Below are 18,974 nucleotides of genomic sequence, written 5' to 3'. Positions count from 1 at the left end.
GTACAGTTTTGAAAAGAATCAAATATGTTTCAAAAATAAGCATAGTAAACAGCAATCAGCTTTACGCTCATCGAAGGTTTTCTCTTGATTCTCCTTCTGACTGTACCCAGAATGATCATATGTCGCTTGAGAACATTTCAGACGGCGAAATTCTCTTTTGAGCTCTATTTGGGTAGAAAGAATGACATACAATCTCTTCTCTTAAAACATCACGCTAAATCAAGATATATGAAGGAATAAGAAAATAATTCCAATTGATAAAAAATCTTTATTAGTTAACATAATAAAATTATTGTATATAGAGAAAAGAACGCCCTTTTAGGGCGCTCTTATTTATCACATTAAAATAAAGAAAGCTGGTTTTGATCAGGAAGTGCTTCTAAACAGCCTTGACGATCTAAATATTCAAGAATGGTCTTCGACACTTTTCCGCGTTTTTGTAAATCTTCTTTTGAGAGGAATTCCCCATCTTGCCGCGCGCGGACAATATTTAACGCAACGTTTGTACCGAGGCCGGGGATGGAGTTGAATGGCGGTATTAATCCGTCTCCATCAATGATAAACTCTGTTGCACTTGAGCGGTAAAGGTCAACTTTTTTGAAGTGGTAGCCTCTTTCACACATTTCAAGGGCAAGCTCTAGTACAGTTAATAGGTTCTTTTCTTTCGGTGATGCATCTAAACCTTTTGAATTAATATCGTCCATTACGGCTCGAATCGCATTCGATCCTTTTGTCATCGTTTCAATATCAAAGTCATCCGCACGAACGGTAAAGTAAGCCGCATAGTACAGGAGTGCATGATGCACCTTGAAATAAGCAATACGAACAGCCATTAACACATAAGCAGCCGCGTGGGCTTTAGGGAACATGTATTTGATTTTTTTACAAGAATCAATATACCAGTTTGGTACATTATTATTCTTCATTTCTTCTTCCCATTCAGGAGGAAGTCCTTTTCCTTTACGAACAGATTCCATGATTTTAAAGGCAAGTGACGGCTCTAAGCCTTGATAGATGAGATAGACCATAATATCATCACGGCACCCAATTACTTCACTTAGTTCACACGTTTTATTGTGAATGAGCTCTTGCGCATTTCCGAGCCAAACATCCGTACCGTGTGATAGTCCAGAAATCTGAACAAGCTCTGAGAAAGTCGTTGGTTTTGTATCCTCTAGCATTTGCCGAACAAATCTTGTCCCAAATTCCGGGATACCGAGTGTGCCTGTTTTACAGCCAATTTGCTCTTCTGTGACACCTAGTGGCTCTGTCCCTTGAAAAATCTTCATGACTTCAGGGTCATCTGTTGGAATCGTTTTTGGATCAATTCCGCTTAAATCTTGAAGCATACGAATGACCGTTGGATCATCGTGCCCAAGAATATCAAGCTTCAACAAGTTATCATGGATCGAATGGAAATCAAAATGTGTCGTCTTCCAATCGGAACCTGTCGCATCTGCTGGGTATTGAATAGGTGAGAAATCGTAAATGTCCATATAATCAGGCACTACGATAATCCCGCCTGGATGCTGGCCTGTTGTCCGTTTTACTCCTGTACAGCCTTGTACAAGCCGGTCGATTTCAGCGCCTCTCATATGAAGGTTATGATCCCCTGCATAGCCTTTTACGTAACCATATGCTGTTTTTTCTGCAACGGTACCAATCGTACCTGCTCGGTATACATAATCTTCACCGAACAACTCTTTCGTATAGTTATGTGCGATCGGCTGATATTCACCTGAGAAGTTCAAATCAATATCAGGGACTTTGTCTCCTTTAAAACCTAAGAACGTTTCAAACGGAATATCATGTCCATCTTTTTTATACGGCGTTCCACATTCTGGACAGTCCTTATCAGGAAGGTCAAAGCCTGAACCAACAGATCCGTCATTAAAGAACTCAGAGTGCTTACAGCTTGGGCATACATAATGAGGTGCAAGTGGATTCACTTCAGTAATCTCTGTTAATGTCGCAACAAGAGATGAGCCGACAGATCCCCTTGAACCAACGAGATATCCATCATCAAGTGATTTTTTTACGAGCTTATGAGAGATTAAGTAAATAACGGCGAATCCATGACCGATAATACTTTTTAATTCTTTCTCAATGCGATCTTCTACGATTTTCGGCAAATCATCTCCGTAGATGCTGCGCGCCATTTGATAGCTCATTTCCCGTATTTCTTCATCTGCACCTTCAATTTTTGGTGTGTAAAGATCATCTTTAATAGGTTTAATGCTTTCGACCATCTCAGATACTTTTTGCGTATTTGTTACGACGATCTCTTTCGCTTTTTCGTCTCCTAGGAAGGAGAAGGCTTCGAGCATTTCATCTGTCGTTCTAAAATGAACTTTTGGCAGTTCATGGCGGTTCAGCGGATTCGCTCCACCCTGTGATGAAATTAAGATTTTACGATAAATTTTGTCCTCTGGATGCAGGTAATGTACATTTCCAGTCGCCACAACTGGTTGATTCAGCTTTTCGCCAAGCTTGACAATGTTTGTGATGATTTCTTTTAACGCACGTTCATCTCGAACAAGCTCAAGCTGCAGCAGGTGCTGATACACTTCTGGCGGATGTACTTCTAAATAGTCATAAAATGCTGCAATGTCTTCCACCTCATCAGGGGACTTTTGCATCATTCCTTCAAATACCTCACCCTTATCACAAGCAGACCCAACAATTAAACCTTCTCGATATTTCTCAAGCTGAGAGCGCGGAATACGCGGGACCCGGTAGAAATAATGAATATGAGAAAGTGAAACAAGCTTAAATAAATTCTTAAGACCTGTCTCATTTTGAGCAATCAAAGTCGCATGGTAAGGACGTGAGCGCTGGTAAGCATTCGACTGCCCCATGTTTTCATTCAATTGATCGTGATAGGCAATCTCTTTTTCAGCCGCATCTTTTAGCATCTTCAGCATGAGATAGCCTGTCGCCTCTGCATCATAAATCGCCCGGTGATGCTGCGTCAGTTCAATATCGAACTTTTTACAAAGGGTGTTCAGCCGGTGATTTTTAAATTCAGGGTAAAGGAACCGGCCAAGTTCAAGTGTATCAATGACAGGGTTTGACGCTTTATCTGTTTTTAACAGGCGTTTATACGCTGCATTTAAAAAGCCCATATCAAAGCTCGCATTGTGCGCAACAAGGATATCTTGTCCAATCCATTCTTTGAAATCCCGTACGACGTCGACGACATCTGGTGCATCTCTCACCATATCATCGGTGATACCTGTTAATTCGATGGTGGTCGCTGATAACGGGTGATGGGGATTTGCAAATGCCTCAAAGCGGTCAATGATTTCCCCGCCTTTTATTTTCACTGCTGCAAGCTCAATGATCGTGTCATAAACAGCTGAAAGTCCAGTGGTCTCGACGTCGAATACGACATACGTCGCATCCTCTAACAAGCGGTGCTCTGGGTTATATGCAATCGGTACCCCGTCGTCTACTAAGTTGATTTCCACACCGTACATCATTTTGATGCCATGCTTTTTACTTGCTGCATACGCATCTGGGAAGGATTGTACAACGGCATGATCTGTCAGAGCAATTGCTTCATGTCCCCATTTTTTTGCTTGTTCAACAAGTCTGCCAATGCCAGTGACAGCATCCATTTGGCTCATAGGGGAATGTAAATGAAGCTCCACACGCTTTTCACCCTCAGGTGCTGTATCTTCTTTCAGCTGCGGTTTCATTTCATTGACATCATTGGCGATCATGACAAGATCTCTGACAAACGTATCATTTTGAATGCTTCCTCTTGCTTTCACCCACATGCCTTTTTTCAATGATTTCATCAGCTGAGCATCTTCTTTTTCTCTTGCAAACATTTTGATCAAAATACTGTTTGTATAATCTGTGATCTTAAAGATACAAAGCGTTCTCCCGCTTTTCAGCTCACGCGTTTCTGCATCGAATACGTAGCCTTGAACGGTAATTCTTCTTTCCTCGTCCATAATACTATCAAGCGTACGAATTTCTTCATTGTCTTTGATTTGATAGCCAATCATCAGAGGGCCTGACGGAGCTTCATTCTGCTCCTCACTTTCTTTCTTCTCCATCTCAGTGAGGGCTTGCATGGCTCTTTCTTGATCTTCAGCAAGCTTTTGTTCTCTGAACTTCTGAATCTCTTGATCTGATACAAAAATTTCTGTATCGAATTGCAGCTCTGGAAAGCCCACTTGTTTAAATGCGGCCTGGAGCATCGGGCTGTACTTCTTCTTAATAGCGAGTGCCTCTGTTTCGCTTTTTGTTTTAATGATGATTTTATGTCCAGACAGCGATGGTTTTTGCTGCTGAAGCAAGCTGATGATTGGGGGAGAAATTCCTTGAAGTTCTTCCACACAATGTGACCAGTACGATTGCACGAGTTCTTCAGATATGTGCGGATCACTCACTTCAATCGTACAAGTGATTTGTGCAATATGTGAAAATGCATTTGTCAGCCTGCTGAGAAACATGGCGTATACTTTGTAAGGCAAAAGCGCTTTAAATTTAAAAAGGAAATGCCATGTTTTCGTCGCCTTATGCACCGTCAATTTGACGATTTCTCCTTCTTCAAAGTAACGACTGAGGTCATCATCTGTCATTTGAATCTGATTGAGTAATATATGAAATTGCCGCCGTGTGATCGGTAATTGTTCATCCAAGACAGGACCCTCCTTTTGTCAATCAGAAAGGTACCTCTTTTCTACAGGAGGTACCTTCATTTTTTTGTTCGCTTTATGCTTGGCGTATAAATGAAATCAGATCATCAACAGATACTTCATGTGATTCACCTGATTTTCTAAACTTCACTTCTACTATACCTTCTTCTGAACGTTTTCCGCAGCTAATACGAATTGGCAGTCCAATTAAATCACTGTCTGCAAATTTTACTCCTGCACGCTCCTGGCGGTCATCGAAAAGTACGTCAAAGCCTTCATCTTCTAAGCGCTCGTACAACGTTTCAGCCAGTTCTTTCTGCGCATCGTTTTTCATATTTAATGCAAGGAGGTGAAGGTCATATGGTGCCACTGTTTCCGGCCAAATGATTCCTTTCTCATCGTGATGCTGTTCAACAATCGCTGACAGCGTTCTAGAGATGCCGATGCCATAGCAGCCCATAATCATTGGCTGCGCACGACCATTCTCATCGAGGTACGTTGCATCCATCGACTCAGAATAACGAGTGCCCAGTTTAAAGACTTGTCCTACTTCAATCCCTTTTGCAAATTGGATTGTGCCTTCCCCATCTGGAGAAACATCTCCTTCTTGAATCAAGCGAAGATCTGTGAATTCTTTTACTGACACGTCACGTGCAGGATTGACATTGACATAATGATAATCCGCTTCGTTTGCACCAGCGACAGCATTTGTCATTCCCTTCACAGCAAGGTCCGCATAAATATCGACTTCTGCTTCCAGTTTAACAGGTCCAACAAATCCAGGCTCAGTTCCAATGACTTCTAGCACTTCTTCGCGTGAAGCAAGCTCGACAAGCTGTGCTCCTACCAAGTTTTTCACTTTCACATCATTTACTTCATGATCGCCTCTAGTTAGGATCAGAACATACGCATCATCTGCTTTAAACAAAACAGATTTAATGCAAGCAGAAGGGTCAACTTCTAAAAAGCCAGCCACATCTTGAATGGTTTTCATTTGCGGCGTATGGACTTTTTCAAGCTCTTTGAAGTCCGCAGGATTTGCTTCCTTTCCGTGATATACAGCCTCAGCCATTTCGATATTCGCGGCATATGAGGAAGTATCAGAATAAGCGATGGTATCCTCTCCGACTTCTGAGAGCGCCATGAACTCATGCGTATCTTTTCCACCCATTGCCCCTGAATCTGCAATGACTGGTCTAAAATTGAGACCCACTTTTGAGAACACATTAGAGTAAGCCGTAAACATTTTGTTGTATGTCTCATCAAGGCTTTCTGGTGAAGAATGGAATGAGTATGCATCCTTCATGATAAATTCACGTCCGCGCAGCAGTCCAAAGCGTGGTCTCTGTTCATCACGGAATTTTGATTGAATCTGATATAGTGTTAAAGGTAGCTTCTTATACGATTTCACTTCGCTGCGTACTAATGATGTGATCACTTCTTCGTGGGTTGGGCCAAGCGCAAATTCGCGTCCGTGGCGATCCTTCATACGCATCAGTTCTGGACCGTATGTATACCATCTTCCTGACTCTTGCCACATTTCTGCCTGCTGCAGCACTGGCATTAGCAGCTCAGCTGCGCCTGCTTTTTCCATTTCCTTGCGGACGATCGCTTGAATATGCTGAATGACTTTATGCGCAAGCGGCAGATAATGATAGATTCCACTTGTATTTTGTCTAATAAACCCAGCTCTTACTAAGAGTTGATGACTTTTTGCCTCAGCATCTGCCGGCACCTCTCGAAGAGTTGGAATAAAAGTCAGGGATTGTCTCATGTCGTTACACCTCATTTATGAAATAGGACTTCTCACAAAAACTCTTGTTTCCCGGAATGAGAAACAAGAGAGAATGGTTTTTATAAAAATAACCGCTGAATGTCATTCCACGTTACCACTAACATTAACAGCATGAGGAAAGCAACACCGATAAAGACAACAAGTGCTTCCTTCTCACGATTAATTGGTTTACCGCGAATGGCTTCAACAAATAAGAATAGTAAACGTCCTCCGTCTAATGCAGGAATCGGTAACAAATTCACGATGCCTAGGTTGATACTGAGGAACGCCGCAAACTGCATTAATGTTAACACACCTTGTTTGGCTACTTCTCCTGTCATGTCATAAATTCCAACAGGACCTGCTAACATGTCTAGTGAAAATTGTCCTGTGACAATTTTTTGCAAGTTCGTTAAGATCAGACCTGCCGTTGAAACGACAGTTGTTCCAGAGGATGAAATAACTTTCAAAAATCCATTTTCCGTTGGCGGATATGATCCGAAACGGCCAATGCTTTTCCCATCTGCTTTCACAGCTTCTGGTACAACCTGCACAGTGCTTTCCTTGCCGTCTCGGTCAATGACGACATTCATTTTTTTCTCAGGGTTCTTTTGAACTGTTTGAACGACATCTGTCCAAGAATTCATTTTCTCGCCGTTAATGGACACGATGTGATCTCCCTGCATGAGTCCAGCCTCAGCCGCCCGGCCGTCTTTCGTCAGCTTACCGAGTACAGGATCATCAACGGTTACCCCTTGAATAAAACCTAAAGCAACCAAAATCACATACGCTAGAATAAAGTTCATAATCGGTCCAGCTGCGATAGCTTTAATTCGCTGCCAAACCGTTTTTGAACCGAATTGACGATTGTATGGTGCGATTTGAATTTCTTCACCATCTGCAATATAGAAGCTTGTTTGACTGACATTGTAGCCAGTCAGAATATCTTCATTTCCAGCTTCATATCCCGAGATTCTCATAGCATGATCTAAATCAATCTGCTCAACTTCGATGACAAGTGCATCAGGATATTTTTCTTTATCATTTAAAATGATCTTTTCTACTTCATTTTGCTCATTGAATAAGAGCCCCACTGTATGACCTGGTTTAATTTCGATAACTTCAGGGTCCTCTCCAGCCATTTTAACAAATCCGCCAATAGGGAGAAGTCTAATGGTATAAACGGTTTCTTTTCGTTTAAAGGAGAAAATCTTCGGCCCAAAACCAATTGCGAACTCGCGGCATAAAATCCCCGCGCGCTGCGCCATAATTAAATGGCCAAGCTCGTGGAAAAAAACGAGCGTTCCAAAAATAATAATAAACGCAATCACTGTATTCACGAACATACCACCTTATGTGAGGATTGATTGAACAAAGTCTCGTGTATCTTTGTCCACTTCATGGATATCTTGCAAACTAGGCGTTGAAATCACATGATGTCTGATTAGTGCCTTTTCAATCAATTCTTCAATTTGCAGGAACGTTACTTTGCCTTTCAGAAATGCATCGACTGCCATTTCATTTGCTGCATTAAGTACAGCAGGCATTGTTCCTCCTATTTTACCTGATTCATAAGCAAAATGTAAGCAGCGATACCTGTCAAAATCCGCTTTTTGGAAATTCAATTGTCCAATCTCCCAAAGGTTCAATGATTTCGCTTCTTGTAACGGCGCCCGGTCAGGGTATGTGAGTGCATATTGAATAGGCACTCTCATGTCAGGTGTCCCTAACTGAGCCATGACGCTTTTGTCGTGAAATTCCACCATCGAATGGATAATGCTCTCTTTATGTAGCAGCACATCAATTTGTTCATAAGGGATATCAAACAACCAATGTGCCTCGATCACCTCGAGACCTTTATTCATCATCGTCGCTGAATCAATGGTGATTTTCGCTCCCATCGACCAGTTCGGGTGGTTCAGCGCTTCTTCAACCGTAACACCTTCAAGTTCAGTTCGTTTTTTATCTCGGAAACTACCACCTGAAGCTGTCACGATTAAGCGTTCAATATTTTTAGCTTGTTCACCTTGCAGGCATTGAAAAATAGCGGAATGCTCACTATCGACAGGAAGTAAAGGTACATCATATGTTTTAGCGTACTCTTTTACTATATGACCAGCTGTCACAAGTGTTTCCTTATTTGCGAGAGCAATCGTCTTTTTTTGTTCAATGGCCTTTAATGTTGGAACAAGTCCAACACTCCCTACAAGTGCATTGACCACTACGTCCACTGCATCATAGGTCGCTGCCTCGATGTTGGCTTCATCACCAGCAGCCAGCTTCACATCGTATGCAAATGAATGATTTTTTAGCATGTGATAGGTTTCTTCGTCTACACAGCCGACGAATTCAGGCTGAAAGCGCTCAATGATCGGAATCGCCTTTGCTATATTTCTGCCAAATGTCATGGCTTTCAGCTTAAACTTGTCCGGGTGCTGACTGATCACATCTAACGTTTGTTCTCCAATTGATCCTGTTGCGCCTAATAGCGAAATATATTTCAAATTGCCACTCCTTCTCTCGTTCAATAAGTTTCTATGAGGTTAGCTGGCAAACGTTGCGAGCAGTAAGTATAAAAACGGCAGAACGAATAAAAAGCTGTCAAACCTGTCCAAAATCCCGCCATGGCCAGGGAGAATTGTCCCTGAATCCTTCACGTGATAATGACGCTTTAAAGCAGATTCCACAAGGTCGCCTAGCTGTCCAAAGATACTGAGTAAAAGAGTAATAAACATCACAAGCAGATATGATGGCAAAAATCCTGTAACCGCCTGAAACACAAGTGACAACACGACCGCTGTGACGATTCCGCCGATAAATCCTTCTACTGTTTTGTTTGGGCTGATTTCTGGCCAAAGCTTTCGTTTCCCCATAGATTTCCCAATAAAATAGGCTCCTGAGTCAGTAGACCAAATAATCACTGCTGCGAAGAAGATCGCACTCATGCCATATAAGCCTCTAATTTGGATAAAATAATAGAAACTAACGCCAATATATAATGTGGCTAATACAACAAAAGCAACCTCATCGAATGTGAAAGAGTTTTTGCTCAAAACTGTATAAGTTAAAAGTATTAAGACTGCAAATAAAGCAATCTGCATTTTTGATGCGTCCACGTTTGGGAAGAAGCTGTTGTCTCCGCCCATTAAAAGCCAAAGCAATATTAAGCTGACAATACCAGGAAAGCTGAAAATCGAGATCTTTTTCATTCTTAAAAGCTCAAAGAGAGCGACACTTCCCATTAAATAAATCAGCAGGGTAAATGGCATCTGTCCATATATAACTGCAAGCAAAAAGACTGCAGCTGCCAAAACACCCGTCAAAATTCTTTGTTTCATCTGCACCACCCTCTAAATTCCACCGAACCTCCGGCCGCGGCGCTGGTACTCCCCGATAGCGCCTATAAGGTGCTCATCAGAAAAGTCAGGCCAAAGCACATCCGTAAAGACAAACTCGCTGTACGCAATTTGCCAAAGCATAAAGTTGCTTAATCTAATTTCTCCACTCGTGCGAATGAGCAAATCCGGATCTTGAAGAGATTCTGTCATTAAATAAGCTGAAAACATCTCTTCTGTGATGTCTTCTGCTCGAAGCTTACCTTCTTTGACCTTTTCAGAAATTTGTCTGCATGCGGAGACGATTTCTGTGCGCCCACCATAGTTGAGCGCAAAGTTCAAAATGAGTCCGTCGTTGTTCGCCGTACTCTTTACTGCGTTCTCTACCGCTTTTTTCGTATGCTGCGGGAGGCCGTCTGGATCACCTGTTAAACGCACACGGACATTTTCTTCGATGAGTTCAGGCAGGTAGATGTTTAAAAATTCTTCAGGAAGTTTCATTAAAAAGTCTACTTCTAATTTTGGACGTTTCCAATTTTCCGTAGAGAAAGCATACAAAGTCAGCACTTTGACATTCAGCTCATTTGCAAGCTTTGTCATGCGCTTGACGACTTTCATTCCTTCATGATGACCTGCTACCCGTGGAAGAGCACGTTTTTTCGCCCATCTTCCGTTCCCATCCATGATAATGGCGATATGTTCAGGAATTTCTCCATTTAATATGTCTTCTTTTGTCAGGCTTTCTAAGTTGGAAGCTGCTGTTTGCTGATTCTTCCAATTTTTGAGTATATTGAGCATGAGATTCCTCCATCACCCAAAAAGGTTGCGTTCCCGCTAAATAATATAGTCATCAACAGTATTAACAAAAAAACCCCCTGTAAACATGAAGAGGGTCTTTTCACTATTATCTATTGTACATAGTTTTTTCTTAAACTTCCATGATTTCTTTTTCTTTATCTTTCGTCACGTCATCAATTTTAGCGACATATTCATCTGTCAATTTTTGAACATCCTCTGTCGATGATCTTAATTCATCTTCAGTGATCTCCCCATTTTTCTCAAGCTTTTTCAAATCATCGTTTGCATCACGACGCACGTTACGAACAGCTACTTTTGCTTCTTCTGAGTATTTTTTCACGACTTTCACAAGCTCTTTACGTCTTTCTTCTGTCAGCGCAGGAATCGCAATGCGGATCACATTTCCGTCACTTGTTGGCGTGATGCCAAGGTCAGACTTTTGGATCGCTTTTTCGATATCACCGATTGCTGTTTTATCGTAAGGTGTGATAATCAGCATACGTGCTTCTGGCACTGTGATCGACGCAATTTGGTTAAGCGGTGTTTGTGCACCGTAATAATCCACTGTCACTTTATCAAGCAGTGAAGCATTTGCACGGCCAGCACGAACAGTTGCAAGCTCACGTCCGTAGGCTTGTACGGCTTTTTCCATTTTTTCTTTCGTTTGGTTCAACACTTCTTTTGACACGTTATTTCCCCCTCACGATCGTTCCGATTGATTCGCCGTTTACGGCACGTTTAATATTTCCTTCTTCCATAATGGAGAATACGATTAATGGAATGTCATTGTCCATACATAATGAGGACGCAGTAGAATCCATTACAGCAAGCCCTTCTTTAAGTACATCAAGATATGAAAGCTTATCATATTTTACTGCATCCGCATCTGTACGAGGATCAGCACTGTAGACACCATCTACATTATTTTTCGCCATTAAAATGACATCTGCTTCGATTTCTGCTGCACGAAGTGCTGCCGTAGTATCTGTAGAGAAATAAGGGTTTCCTGTTCCTGCAGCAAAAATGACGACACGTTTCTTTTCAAGATGACGGATCGCTTTTCTTCTTATGTATGGTTCTGCAACCTGTCTCATTTCGATAGAGGTTTGCACTCTAGACTGAATGCCAAGCGTTTCTAGGCTGTCCTGTAACGCCAGTGAGTTCATCACTGTTGCCAGCATCCCCATGTAGTCTGCTGTTGCACGGTCCATTCCTAGATCACTGCCTGTCTTTCCGCGCCAAAGGTTTCCTCCGCCTACAACGACTGCAACTTCAACATCGAGCTCTGCAATTTCTTTTACTTGCTTTGCAATTGATTGAATGACAGTTGGGTTAATTCCATTTCCAGCATCACCCGCTAGTGCTTCGCCACTTAGCTTCAGTACAATGCGATTATATTTCGGTTTGCTCATGATAACCTCCAAGTGTAAACTATACCGTCTCTTATTATGCGTAAGAAACTGTCTTTTGTAAATCAATATCCTCTAAAAAATAGGGAACACAGTGCTTGTGCTCCCTAAAAAAGCCCCAGAGAGCTTTTCAAACATTATTTTTTCACTTGGCTCATAACTTCTTCAGCAAAGTTGTCTTGACGTTTTTCGATACCTTCGCCCACTTCATAGCGAACATAAGTTTGAACAGTTGCGTTTTTCGCTGCTACAACTTGTTTCACTTTTTCATCTGGGTTTTTAACGAACGCTTGGTCAAGTAAGCAAATTTCTTCGAAGAATTTGTTTAGACGGCCTTCTACCATTTTAGCTACGATGTTTTCAGGCTTTCCTTCTTGAAGAGCTTGCTGTGTTAATACTTCACGCTCACGGTTTGCTTCTTCTTCTGACACTTGGTCACGAGAAATGTATTTAGGGTTTACAGCTGCAACGTGCATAGCGATGTCTCTTGCAAGCTCTTCGTCAGTTGTTCCGTTAAGAACAGCTAACACACCGATACGTCCGCCCATGTGCAGGTAAGAACCGAATGCAGCATTATCTTCTTTTGTGATGACAGAGAAACGGCGAAGAGTGATTTTCTCTCCGATTTTCGCAATTGCAGATGTGATATGCTCTTCAACTGTTGAACCGTTTTCCATTTTAGAAGCATGAGCTTCTTCAAGTGTTGCAGGTTTAGCAGCAAGCAAATGATCAGCAAGTTCGTTAAGAAGTGCTTGGAATCCTTCGTTTTTCGCAACGAAATCAGTCTCAGAGTTCACTTCTAGGATCACGCCTGTGTTGCCGTCAGTTTTGATAAGAGTTAATCCTTCTGCCGCAATACGGTCTGCTTTTTTCGCAGCTTTTGCGATTCCTTTTTCTCTTAGAAGGTCGATTGCTTTCTCGATGTCACCATCAGTTTCTGTTAACGCTTTTTTACAGTCCATCATACCTGCACCAGTTTTTTGACGCAGTTCTTTAACTAATTGAGCAGTAATTGCCATTTTACATTTCCTCCTTCTATGTTAAAACACGGATTACTAGGTGAAAAAAAGGTGATAAAAGGCATTTCCCTCTTATCACCTTTTGAATAGGTTACGCAGTTGTTGTTTCAGTTTCTGTCGTTTCTTCTACAACAGCTTCTTCTTCGCCTTGTTTAGACTCAAGAATCGCATCTGCCATTTTAGCAGTTAGAAGTTTTACAGCACGGATTGCATCATCGTTTGCAGGGATCACAACATCAATTTCGTCTGGATCACAGTTTGTGTCAACGATACCGATGATTGGGATATTCAATTTACGAGCTTCTGCAACTGCAATACGCTCTTTACGAGGGTCGATAATGAAAAGTGCATCCGGAAGACTCTTCATGTCTTTGATTCCGCCTAGGAATTTTTCAAGACGCTCTAATTCTTTTTTCAGTTGAACGACTTCTTTCTTAGGAAGAACTTCGAACGTACCGTTTTCTTGCATTTTTTCAATATCTTTTAAACGTTTAATACGTTTTTGGATTGTTTCAAAGTTTGTTAAAGTTCCACCAAGCCAGCGTTGGTTCACATAGAACATACCAGAACGGATTGCTTCTTCTTTCACTGAATCTTGTGCTTGCTTTTTCGTACCAACGAAAAGGATTTTTCCTCCGTCAGCAGCAAGGTTTTTCGTGAAGTTGTAAGCTTCTTCTACTTTTTTCACCGTTTTTTGAAGGTCGATGATGTAGATACCGTTACGCTCTGTAAAGATGTAACGCTTCATTTTTGGGTTCCAACGGCGAGTTTGGTGACCGAAGTGAACACCAGCTTCTAGCAATTGTTTCATAGAAATAACTGACATTTTGTTGCCTCCTAATATAATGGTTTTTTTCCTCCGCTTAAGTCATGTTCACATAAAACTGCGCCACGGCAGCACCTTCATACGAATCATTAAGCGTGTGTATTTAACACCAAGAAATAATATAACACATGATGGACTGACAATCAAGAATCCTTTACAGCTTTCCGCTAAATTTTAATAAAAGCTCGATTTCTGTCTTGCCAGTTTTCATTTCTTTCGCTATTTCTTCTAGTGACCGCCCTTCATCATATAGGGTCTTCACTTGGTCCTCGAATGTTTCTTCTATTTCACTTTTAGAAGGCATAGAAGCCTCTGTTTCGAGTTGTGGAACGGGTTCGTTTACCTTCTCTTCCTGCACCTCAACTTCGCTAAGGAGAGCCGACAGGTGCTCTGGTACGGGATCTTCACTTTCGACCGATTGCTGGGATTCAATTGGTGGTTGTGGCTGCTTTGGTGTCTGAAGATCCGATTTCAGCTCTTCAGCAGAAAAATCAGGGGAAGCGGCTGCCACTTTTGATAGTTTGTCATTCTCTTCTTTGACCTCCAACAAAAATGCAGCCAGGGTATTTTCCGTTTCTTCTAGAAGTTCTCGCTGCTTTTGTTCTGTTGCCTTCAGCGAATTCATTCTCGTATATAAAATAATCACAAAATAAATAAGTGCAGCATGAAGCATGAAGCTAATCAGCCATAACATATTTTTTCACTCACTAACTCTTTAAGATTGAATGGCTTTATCAAGCAGATGCTTAAGCTTGAACAAGGCCTTTGAATGAATTTGCGAAATGCGCGAGGTAGATAAATTGAGCACTTGACCGATTTCCGTTAATGTCAGTTCTTCTTTATAGAAAAGACTGATCACAAGCTTTTCTTTTTCTGAAAGCTCTGTGATTTTTTCAGAAAGCTGTTCAATTAATTCATCTTTCAGCATTTTCTCTTCTGGAGTCACAGACTTCTCGTCGCGAATCATGACTTGGACGTTCTCTCCGTCTTCTTGATCATGCAGCTTCTCATCAATTGAGAGCAGATTTGCAAAGAATCCTTCATTCATCGTTGTGACGACATCCTGTTCACTCATGCCGAGTTCCTCAGCCACCTCTGTCGGCGTCACATTACGCAAATACCGCTGTTCAAGCTTTTCAATAGCCGCTTCTACTTTTTTTGTTTTTTCTCTTGATGTACGAGGCAGCCAGTCCTCTTTACGAAGACCGTCGATAATGGCCCCGCGGATTCTGAAGGATGCATATGTATCAAACTTCAGATCTCTTCCGGGATCAAATTTTTCAAGGGCATCATATAAACCGAGCATCCCTAGACTGATCAAGTCTTCTTTATGCACTGACTTCGGGAGACCGATGGAAATTCTTCCAACATGATATGTGACGAGCGGCATATAGCGGCGCATAAGATCATCTCCAGCAGCTGGGTCTTTCCACTCTTTCCATCTAGCCCATAGCGCCTGATCTTCGTAATTTAAGGATTGCATCTTTATCCCCCTATACTTCCTTAGTTATATCTTCATAATGCCTTGCTTCACAGTACGGATCTCAAGCTCTGCCGTAAGCGGATCGAATTCAATCGTACGGCCACTGTTTCCGCCTGTATCCTCACTAATAATCGGGATATGATGAAGAGACAGATGTTCTTTTACAGCTGAAACGTTTCTAGGTCCAATTCTCATTAGATCATTGGTTGACTTAAACTTAAACATTTCCGCCCCGCCAGCAAGTTTTGCCTTTAGCGCATGTTTGCGTGCGCCTGCTTTTAGGAGCAGATCAATTGTATGCTTGACACCTGTATCTGCATATTTAGCCAAGTTCTCCACCGCCCCTTTTGAAAGAGAGGAGTCTGGAAGCATAACATGGACAAGGCCTGCCAGCCTTTTGTCTTGATCAAACAAGACAAGCCCTACGCAGGAACCAAGACCGGATGTCCGAATGCGGTCCGGTGATTTAACAAGCTGAACATCCGCAATACCAACCTTTACAACTGCCGGAATTTGCACGTTCATTATAGGTTACCTAATGCTTTGAATAGTTTTTCAAACGATTCAAAGTCTGGTAATAGAAACATATTTCCTTTCAGCTCTTGCTTATTTTGATCATCAAAAATAGATGTATCAATCACAATCGCCTGATCGCCAAGAGGACTGAATTGCATCAACCCTTCACTAATGACAGCCCCGAACATATCGAGCGTCACATCTGGAACACTTGGGTAAAGCTGCAATTTGGTTAAATCGGCAAGGGCTGATAAATAAGAGCCCGCTAAAATATTTCCCAGTTCATGAAGTGCTGACGTCCCCATCTCATGTTCATGAATCGTATCAATATCAAATGCAGGGTCCTGGACAAGCTCTCTTACAAATTGCTCCGCTTGCTCAAACGGCATAATGAAAAAGATTGAGCCGGTTAAATCCCCTTCCATTCGCAGGAAAATACTTGCAACAGGAAGGTCTGCACCGCCAAAGAAATCCATTAAATCTTCAAACGAGAGAACCTTGACAAAAGGAACAGCCATATCTATTTTGCGATCCAATAGGTTGGCAAGAGCAGACGCTGCGTGGCCTGCCCCGATATTCCCAACCTCTCCTAAAATATCTAGCTGTTCATCTTTAATTTCGTTGAAAATGCTCATTTCACATCCCCCTTAATGAACAGGTGCACCTTGAACGCTCTTGTCGAGGACAGCACCGGCATGAATAATATTGAAAAGACGCTGATCATGCTTAATGATACCTGTCACCCATGACTGTCCTTCTTTTTCAGCTGATTCAGGAGAAGATTCTACTTCTTCCTGATGGACGGTAATAACATCATTTGCTTCGTCAACAATCCAGCCGACTTCAATGTCACCAACTTGTACAATGATCATTCTTGTTTCATCTGTAATCTCGTTGTCAGTAGAACCAAGTCTGACTCTCAGGTCAATGACAGGCGTCACGACACCGCGTAAATTTATAACACCGCATATATAAGGGGCAACGCCAGGAACTCTTGTCGGCTGCTGCCATTTTTCAATGGACTTTACTTCTGATACTGAAATGGCGTATTCTTTTTTGTTTACGATAAACACAATCATCTTTTCGCCAGTTTTGATATCTGTACTCATTTCAGACCGCTCCTCTATTGTTTTTTACTTGATCAGTGCATTACAGTCAACGATGAGTGCAACTTGACCGTCACCTAGGATCGTTGCGCCGGATATCGCAAATACGTTTGGCAGATAATCTCCTAGTGATTTCAATACAACCTCTTGCTGACCAATAAATGAATCGACCACAAATGCTGTCAGCTTGTCTCCTTTACGAACAACAATGATGTGCAGTTCTTCCTCTAATTCATTCGCATTTGGTACGTGGAATTGTTTCTTCAAGTACACGACCGGTACGATAAATCCGCGGAAATCAATCACTTCACGATCATGCGTTTGCAGGATGTCACTTTTCTTAATGACCGCCGTTTCAATAATAGAAGAAATCGGAATCGCAAATGTTTCCTCTTCTAGTTTTACAAGAAGAACGGAAATAATCGATAATGTAAGCGGAAGCTGGATCGAAAATAGTGAACCCTGTCCTTCTGTTGAGTTAATGCTCACAGATCCGCCAAGTGATTCCAGCTTGTTTTTCACAACGTCAAGACCTACACCGCGGCCTGAGATGTCAGAAATCGTATCAGCTGTAGAGAATCCTGCTGCAAAGATCAATGAATCAATTTGATGATCTTCAAGCGTTTCTGCTTCTCTTTCTGTAATAACCCCGCGCTCTAACGCTTTTTCAAGCACCTTTTTACGGTTAATCCCGCCTCCATCATCTTCTACTTCAATGAAGACATGGTTTCCGCTATGATACGCTTTTAATAGAACCGTACCTTTTTCCGGCTTGCCTTTTTTCACACGTTCTTCTGGTGATTCAATCCCGTGATCTAGACTGTTTCTAAGTAAGTGCAACAGCGGATCTCCAATCTCGTCGATCACTGTTCGATCAAGCTCCGTCTCAGCACCCTCAATAATCAGTTCAATTTTCTTATTAAGCTCTTTCGTCAATTGACGAATCATACGCGGGAATCTGTTAAAGACAGTTTCCACAGGTACCATTCTCATGTTCAGGATGATTGATTGCAGGTCTCCAGAAATACGGGTCATTCTTTCGACTGTGTCTGTGAGTTCGTTATTTTCTAGTTCTTTAGCAATCTGTTCCAATCGGCCTCTATCAATCACAAGTTCTTCAAATAGATTCATAAGAGAATCAAGACGGTCGATGTTGACACGAATTGTTTTCGTTCCGCCGGCAGCTGCACCGTTACTGCCATTTGCTTTTGGCGCATCATTTGCTGGCGCTTTTACAGCAGGAACGGATGTTTCTTCTTTTTTCTGTTCAGGCTGCACCTCTTGCTTTTCAGCCGGAGCTGCTTCTTCAAATGCGGAGACTTCAGAGATCTCAACCTTCTCAACCTCTGAGATCGCCGTGACGATTTTCTGCACTTCGTCCATCGGCTGTTTAGAAAGATAAGAAATGCTGAATTCAGATTCAAAATCTTCTGATTCTAACAGTTCTGCATTTGGAACGGTTTTGACAACCTCGCCTGCTTCATTTAGTCTTTCAAAAATCATATAGACACGAACAGCTTTTAGTAAGCACGCTTCGCTTAATGTCACGTTAAGTTCATAGCATTTGAAGCCTTGCTCTCTCGCTTCATCAAGAACCGTACGTTCAAATTCGTTATAATCTAAGTCATTAGCAGCAGCTGATGCATCTGCTGTTTCAACGCTAGAAGCTGCTTCAGCATGGCTTCCTGTCACATCTAGCTTTTTACTAATCTCTGTGACATCACGTTTCCCGTCTCCTCCTTCTGCAATCGATTGAACCATTGCTTCAAGATGATCGAGTGCTTCGAACATCGTATCCATTGACTCAGGAGTGACAATCATTTGTTCATTACGGATAGCATCAAACATGTTTTCTAAATGATGCGTTAAATGAGCCATATCATCAAAGCCCATCGTTGCACTCATTCCTTTCAATGTATGAGCCGCTCTGAATATATCATTCACTAGCTGCAAGTCGGTTGGGTTCTTTTCTAAATCAAGAAGTTTTTCATTACAAGTTTGTAAGTGTTCTCTGCTTTCATCTAAAAAGATATCTAAGTATTGGTTTACATCCAAC

Annotated in this window: 16 protein-coding genes; all 16 read right to left on the bottom strand. The window is 41.8% G+C overall.

The genetic code is table 11. The features are described 5' to 3' along the window. Nucleotides 1-341 precede the first annotated feature (341 nt). On the bottom strand, nucleotides 342-4,595 hold the full coding sequence (locus NSS80_RS08270; RefSeq protein WP_317222556.1) for a PolC-type DNA polymerase III: 4,254 nt from the start codon (nucleotides 4,593-4,595) through the stop codon (nucleotides 342-344). Nucleotides 4,596-4,728: 133 nt separating this feature from the next. Next, nucleotides 4,729-6,426, bottom strand: a complete 1,698-nt coding sequence (locus NSS80_RS08265) for a proline--tRNA ligase (RefSeq protein ID WP_317222043.1) — start codon at nucleotides 6,424-6,426, stop codon at nucleotides 4,729-4,731. Between the two features lie 80 nt (nucleotides 6,427-6,506). Continuing rightward, complete coding sequence (gene rseP, locus NSS80_RS08260) at nucleotides 6,507-7,772, bottom strand: RIP metalloprotease RseP (protein ID WP_101677204.1); 1,266 nt, start codon at nucleotides 7,770-7,772, stop codon at nucleotides 6,507-6,509. A 6-nt stretch (nucleotides 7,773-7,778) separates the two neighbouring features. After that, the gene (gene dxr / locus NSS80_RS08255) at nucleotides 7,779-8,930 is read right to left on the bottom strand and encodes a 1-deoxy-D-xylulose-5-phosphate reductoisomerase (protein WP_024424147.1); all 1,152 of its coding nucleotides are present in this window, start codon (nucleotides 8,928-8,930) and stop codon (nucleotides 7,779-7,781) included. A 39-nt stretch (nucleotides 8,931-8,969) separates the two neighbouring features. After that, nucleotides 8,970-9,764, bottom strand: coding sequence for a phosphatidate cytidylyltransferase (locus NSS80_RS08250; protein WP_024424148.1), 795 nt, complete (start codon nucleotides 9,762-9,764; stop codon nucleotides 8,970-8,972). A gap of 12 nt (nucleotides 9,765-9,776) precedes the next feature. Further along, nucleotides 9,777-10,559 carry an isoprenyl transferase gene (locus NSS80_RS08245; protein ID WP_034281803.1) on the bottom strand — a complete coding sequence of 261 codons (783 nt, stop codon included), beginning with the start codon at nucleotides 10,557-10,559 and terminating at the stop codon, nucleotides 9,777-9,779. Between the two features lie 130 nt (nucleotides 10,560-10,689). Beyond that, nucleotides 10,690-11,247 carry a ribosome recycling factor gene (gene frr / locus NSS80_RS08240; protein ID WP_024424150.1) on the bottom strand — a complete coding sequence of 186 codons (558 nt, stop codon included), beginning with the start codon at nucleotides 11,245-11,247 and terminating at the stop codon, nucleotides 10,690-10,692. 1 nt (nucleotide 11,248) lies between these two features. Further along, entirely contained in the window at nucleotides 11,249-11,971 is a 723-nt protein-coding gene (pyrH, locus tag NSS80_RS08235; RefSeq protein ID WP_008344767.1) for a UMP kinase, read from the bottom strand. Nucleotides 11,972-12,105: 134 nt separating this feature from the next. Further along, nucleotides 12,106-12,987, bottom strand: coding sequence for a translation elongation factor Ts (gene tsf / locus NSS80_RS08230; protein WP_024424151.1), 882 nt, complete (start codon nucleotides 12,985-12,987; stop codon nucleotides 12,106-12,108). 91 nt (nucleotides 12,988-13,078) lie between these two features. Next, nucleotides 13,079-13,813, bottom strand: coding sequence for a 30S ribosomal protein S2 (gene rpsB / locus NSS80_RS08225; RefSeq protein WP_024426991.1), 735 nt, complete (start codon nucleotides 13,811-13,813; stop codon nucleotides 13,079-13,081). A 154-nt stretch (nucleotides 13,814-13,967) separates the two neighbouring features. After that, the gene (locus tag NSS80_RS08220) at nucleotides 13,968-14,507 is read right to left on the bottom strand and encodes a Swarming motility protein SwrB (RefSeq protein ID WP_317222044.1); all 540 of its coding nucleotides are present in this window, start codon (nucleotides 14,505-14,507) and stop codon (nucleotides 13,968-13,970) included. A 21-nt stretch (nucleotides 14,508-14,528) separates the two neighbouring features. Further along, entirely contained in the window at nucleotides 14,529-15,296 is a 768-nt protein-coding gene (locus tag NSS80_RS08215) for a FliA/WhiG family RNA polymerase sigma factor (RefSeq protein ID WP_024424154.1), read from the bottom strand. Between the two features lie 24 nt (nucleotides 15,297-15,320). Beyond that, nucleotides 15,321-15,821, bottom strand: coding sequence for a chemotaxis protein CheD (locus tag NSS80_RS08210; protein ID WP_024426989.1), 501 nt, complete (start codon nucleotides 15,819-15,821; stop codon nucleotides 15,321-15,323). Beyond that, complete coding sequence (locus NSS80_RS08205; protein ID WP_024424156.1) at nucleotides 15,821-16,447, bottom strand: chemotaxis protein CheC; 627 nt, start codon at nucleotides 16,445-16,447, stop codon at nucleotides 15,821-15,823. Before NSS80_RS08205 ends, NSS80_RS08210 begins: the two co-directional genes overlap by 1 nt. A gap of 12 nt (nucleotides 16,448-16,459) precedes the next feature. Then, nucleotides 16,460-16,921, bottom strand: coding sequence for a chemotaxis protein CheW (locus tag NSS80_RS08200; RefSeq protein ID WP_024424157.1), 462 nt, complete (start codon nucleotides 16,919-16,921; stop codon nucleotides 16,460-16,462). Nucleotides 16,922-16,945: 24 nt separating this feature from the next. Continuing rightward, nucleotides 16,946-18,973 carry a chemotaxis protein CheA gene (locus tag NSS80_RS08195; protein ID WP_317222045.1) on the bottom strand — a complete coding sequence of 676 codons (2,028 nt, stop codon included), beginning with the start codon at nucleotides 18,971-18,973 and terminating at the stop codon, nucleotides 16,946-16,948. Nucleotide 18,974: the final 1 nt, after the last annotated feature.

The organism is Bacillus sp. FSL M8-0350, from assembly GCF_038593345.1.
GTDB classification, from domain to species: Bacteria; Bacillota; Bacilli; order Bacillales; family Bacillaceae; genus Bacillus; species Bacillus safensis.
The sequence above is the reverse complement of the archived record's forward strand: the minus strand, read 5'-3'. Positions and strand labels throughout refer to the sequence as shown.

Bases quoted from the DNA above. Each gene is read 5' to 3' on its own strand.
- NSS80_RS08210 (WP_024426989.1), bottom strand. From the start codon at position 15,821: ATGAACGTGCAAATTCCGGCAGTTGTAAAGGTTGGTATTGCGGATGTT.
- NSS80_RS08245 (WP_034281803.1), bottom strand. From the start codon at position 10,559: ATGCTCAATATACTCAAAAATTGGAAGAATCAGCAAACAGCAGCTTCC.
- rseP (WP_101677204.1), bottom strand. From the start codon at position 7,772: ATGTTCGTGAATACAGTGATTGCGTTTATTATTATTTTTGGAACGCTC.
- NSS80_RS08220 (WP_317222044.1), bottom strand. From the start codon at position 14,507: ATGTTATGGCTGATTAGCTTCATGCTTCATGCTGCACTTATTTATTTT.
- NSS80_RS08215 (WP_024424154.1), bottom strand. From the start codon at position 15,296: ATGCAATCCTTAAATTACGAAGATCAGGCGCTATGGGCTAGATGGAAA.
- NSS80_RS08270 (WP_317222556.1), bottom strand. From the start codon at position 4,595: ATGACAGATGATGACCTCAGTCGTTACTTTGAAGAAGGAGAAATCGTC.
- NSS80_RS08250 (WP_024424148.1), bottom strand. From the start codon at position 9,764: ATGAAACAAAGAATTTTGACGGGTGTTTTGGCAGCTGCAGTCTTTTTG.
- NSS80_RS08265 (WP_317222043.1), bottom strand. From the start codon at position 6,426: ATGAGACAATCCCTGACTTTTATTCCAACTCTTCGAGAGGTGCCGGCA.
- rpsB (WP_024426991.1), bottom strand. From the start codon at position 13,813: ATGTCAGTTATTTCTATGAAACAATTGCTAGAAGCTGGTGTTCACTTC.
- NSS80_RS08205 (WP_024424156.1), bottom strand. From the start codon at position 16,447: ATGAGCATTTTCAACGAAATTAAAGATGAACAGCTAGATATTTTAGGA.
- NSS80_RS08200 (WP_024424157.1), bottom strand. From the start codon at position 16,921: ATGAGTACAGATATCAAAACTGGCGAAAAGATGATTGTGTTTATCGTA.
- tsf (WP_024424151.1), bottom strand. From the start codon at position 12,987: ATGGCAATTACTGCTCAATTAGTTAAAGAACTGCGTCAAAAAACTGGT.
- pyrH (WP_008344767.1), bottom strand. From the start codon at position 11,971: ATGAGCAAACCGAAATATAATCGCATTGTACTGAAGCTAAGTGGCGAA.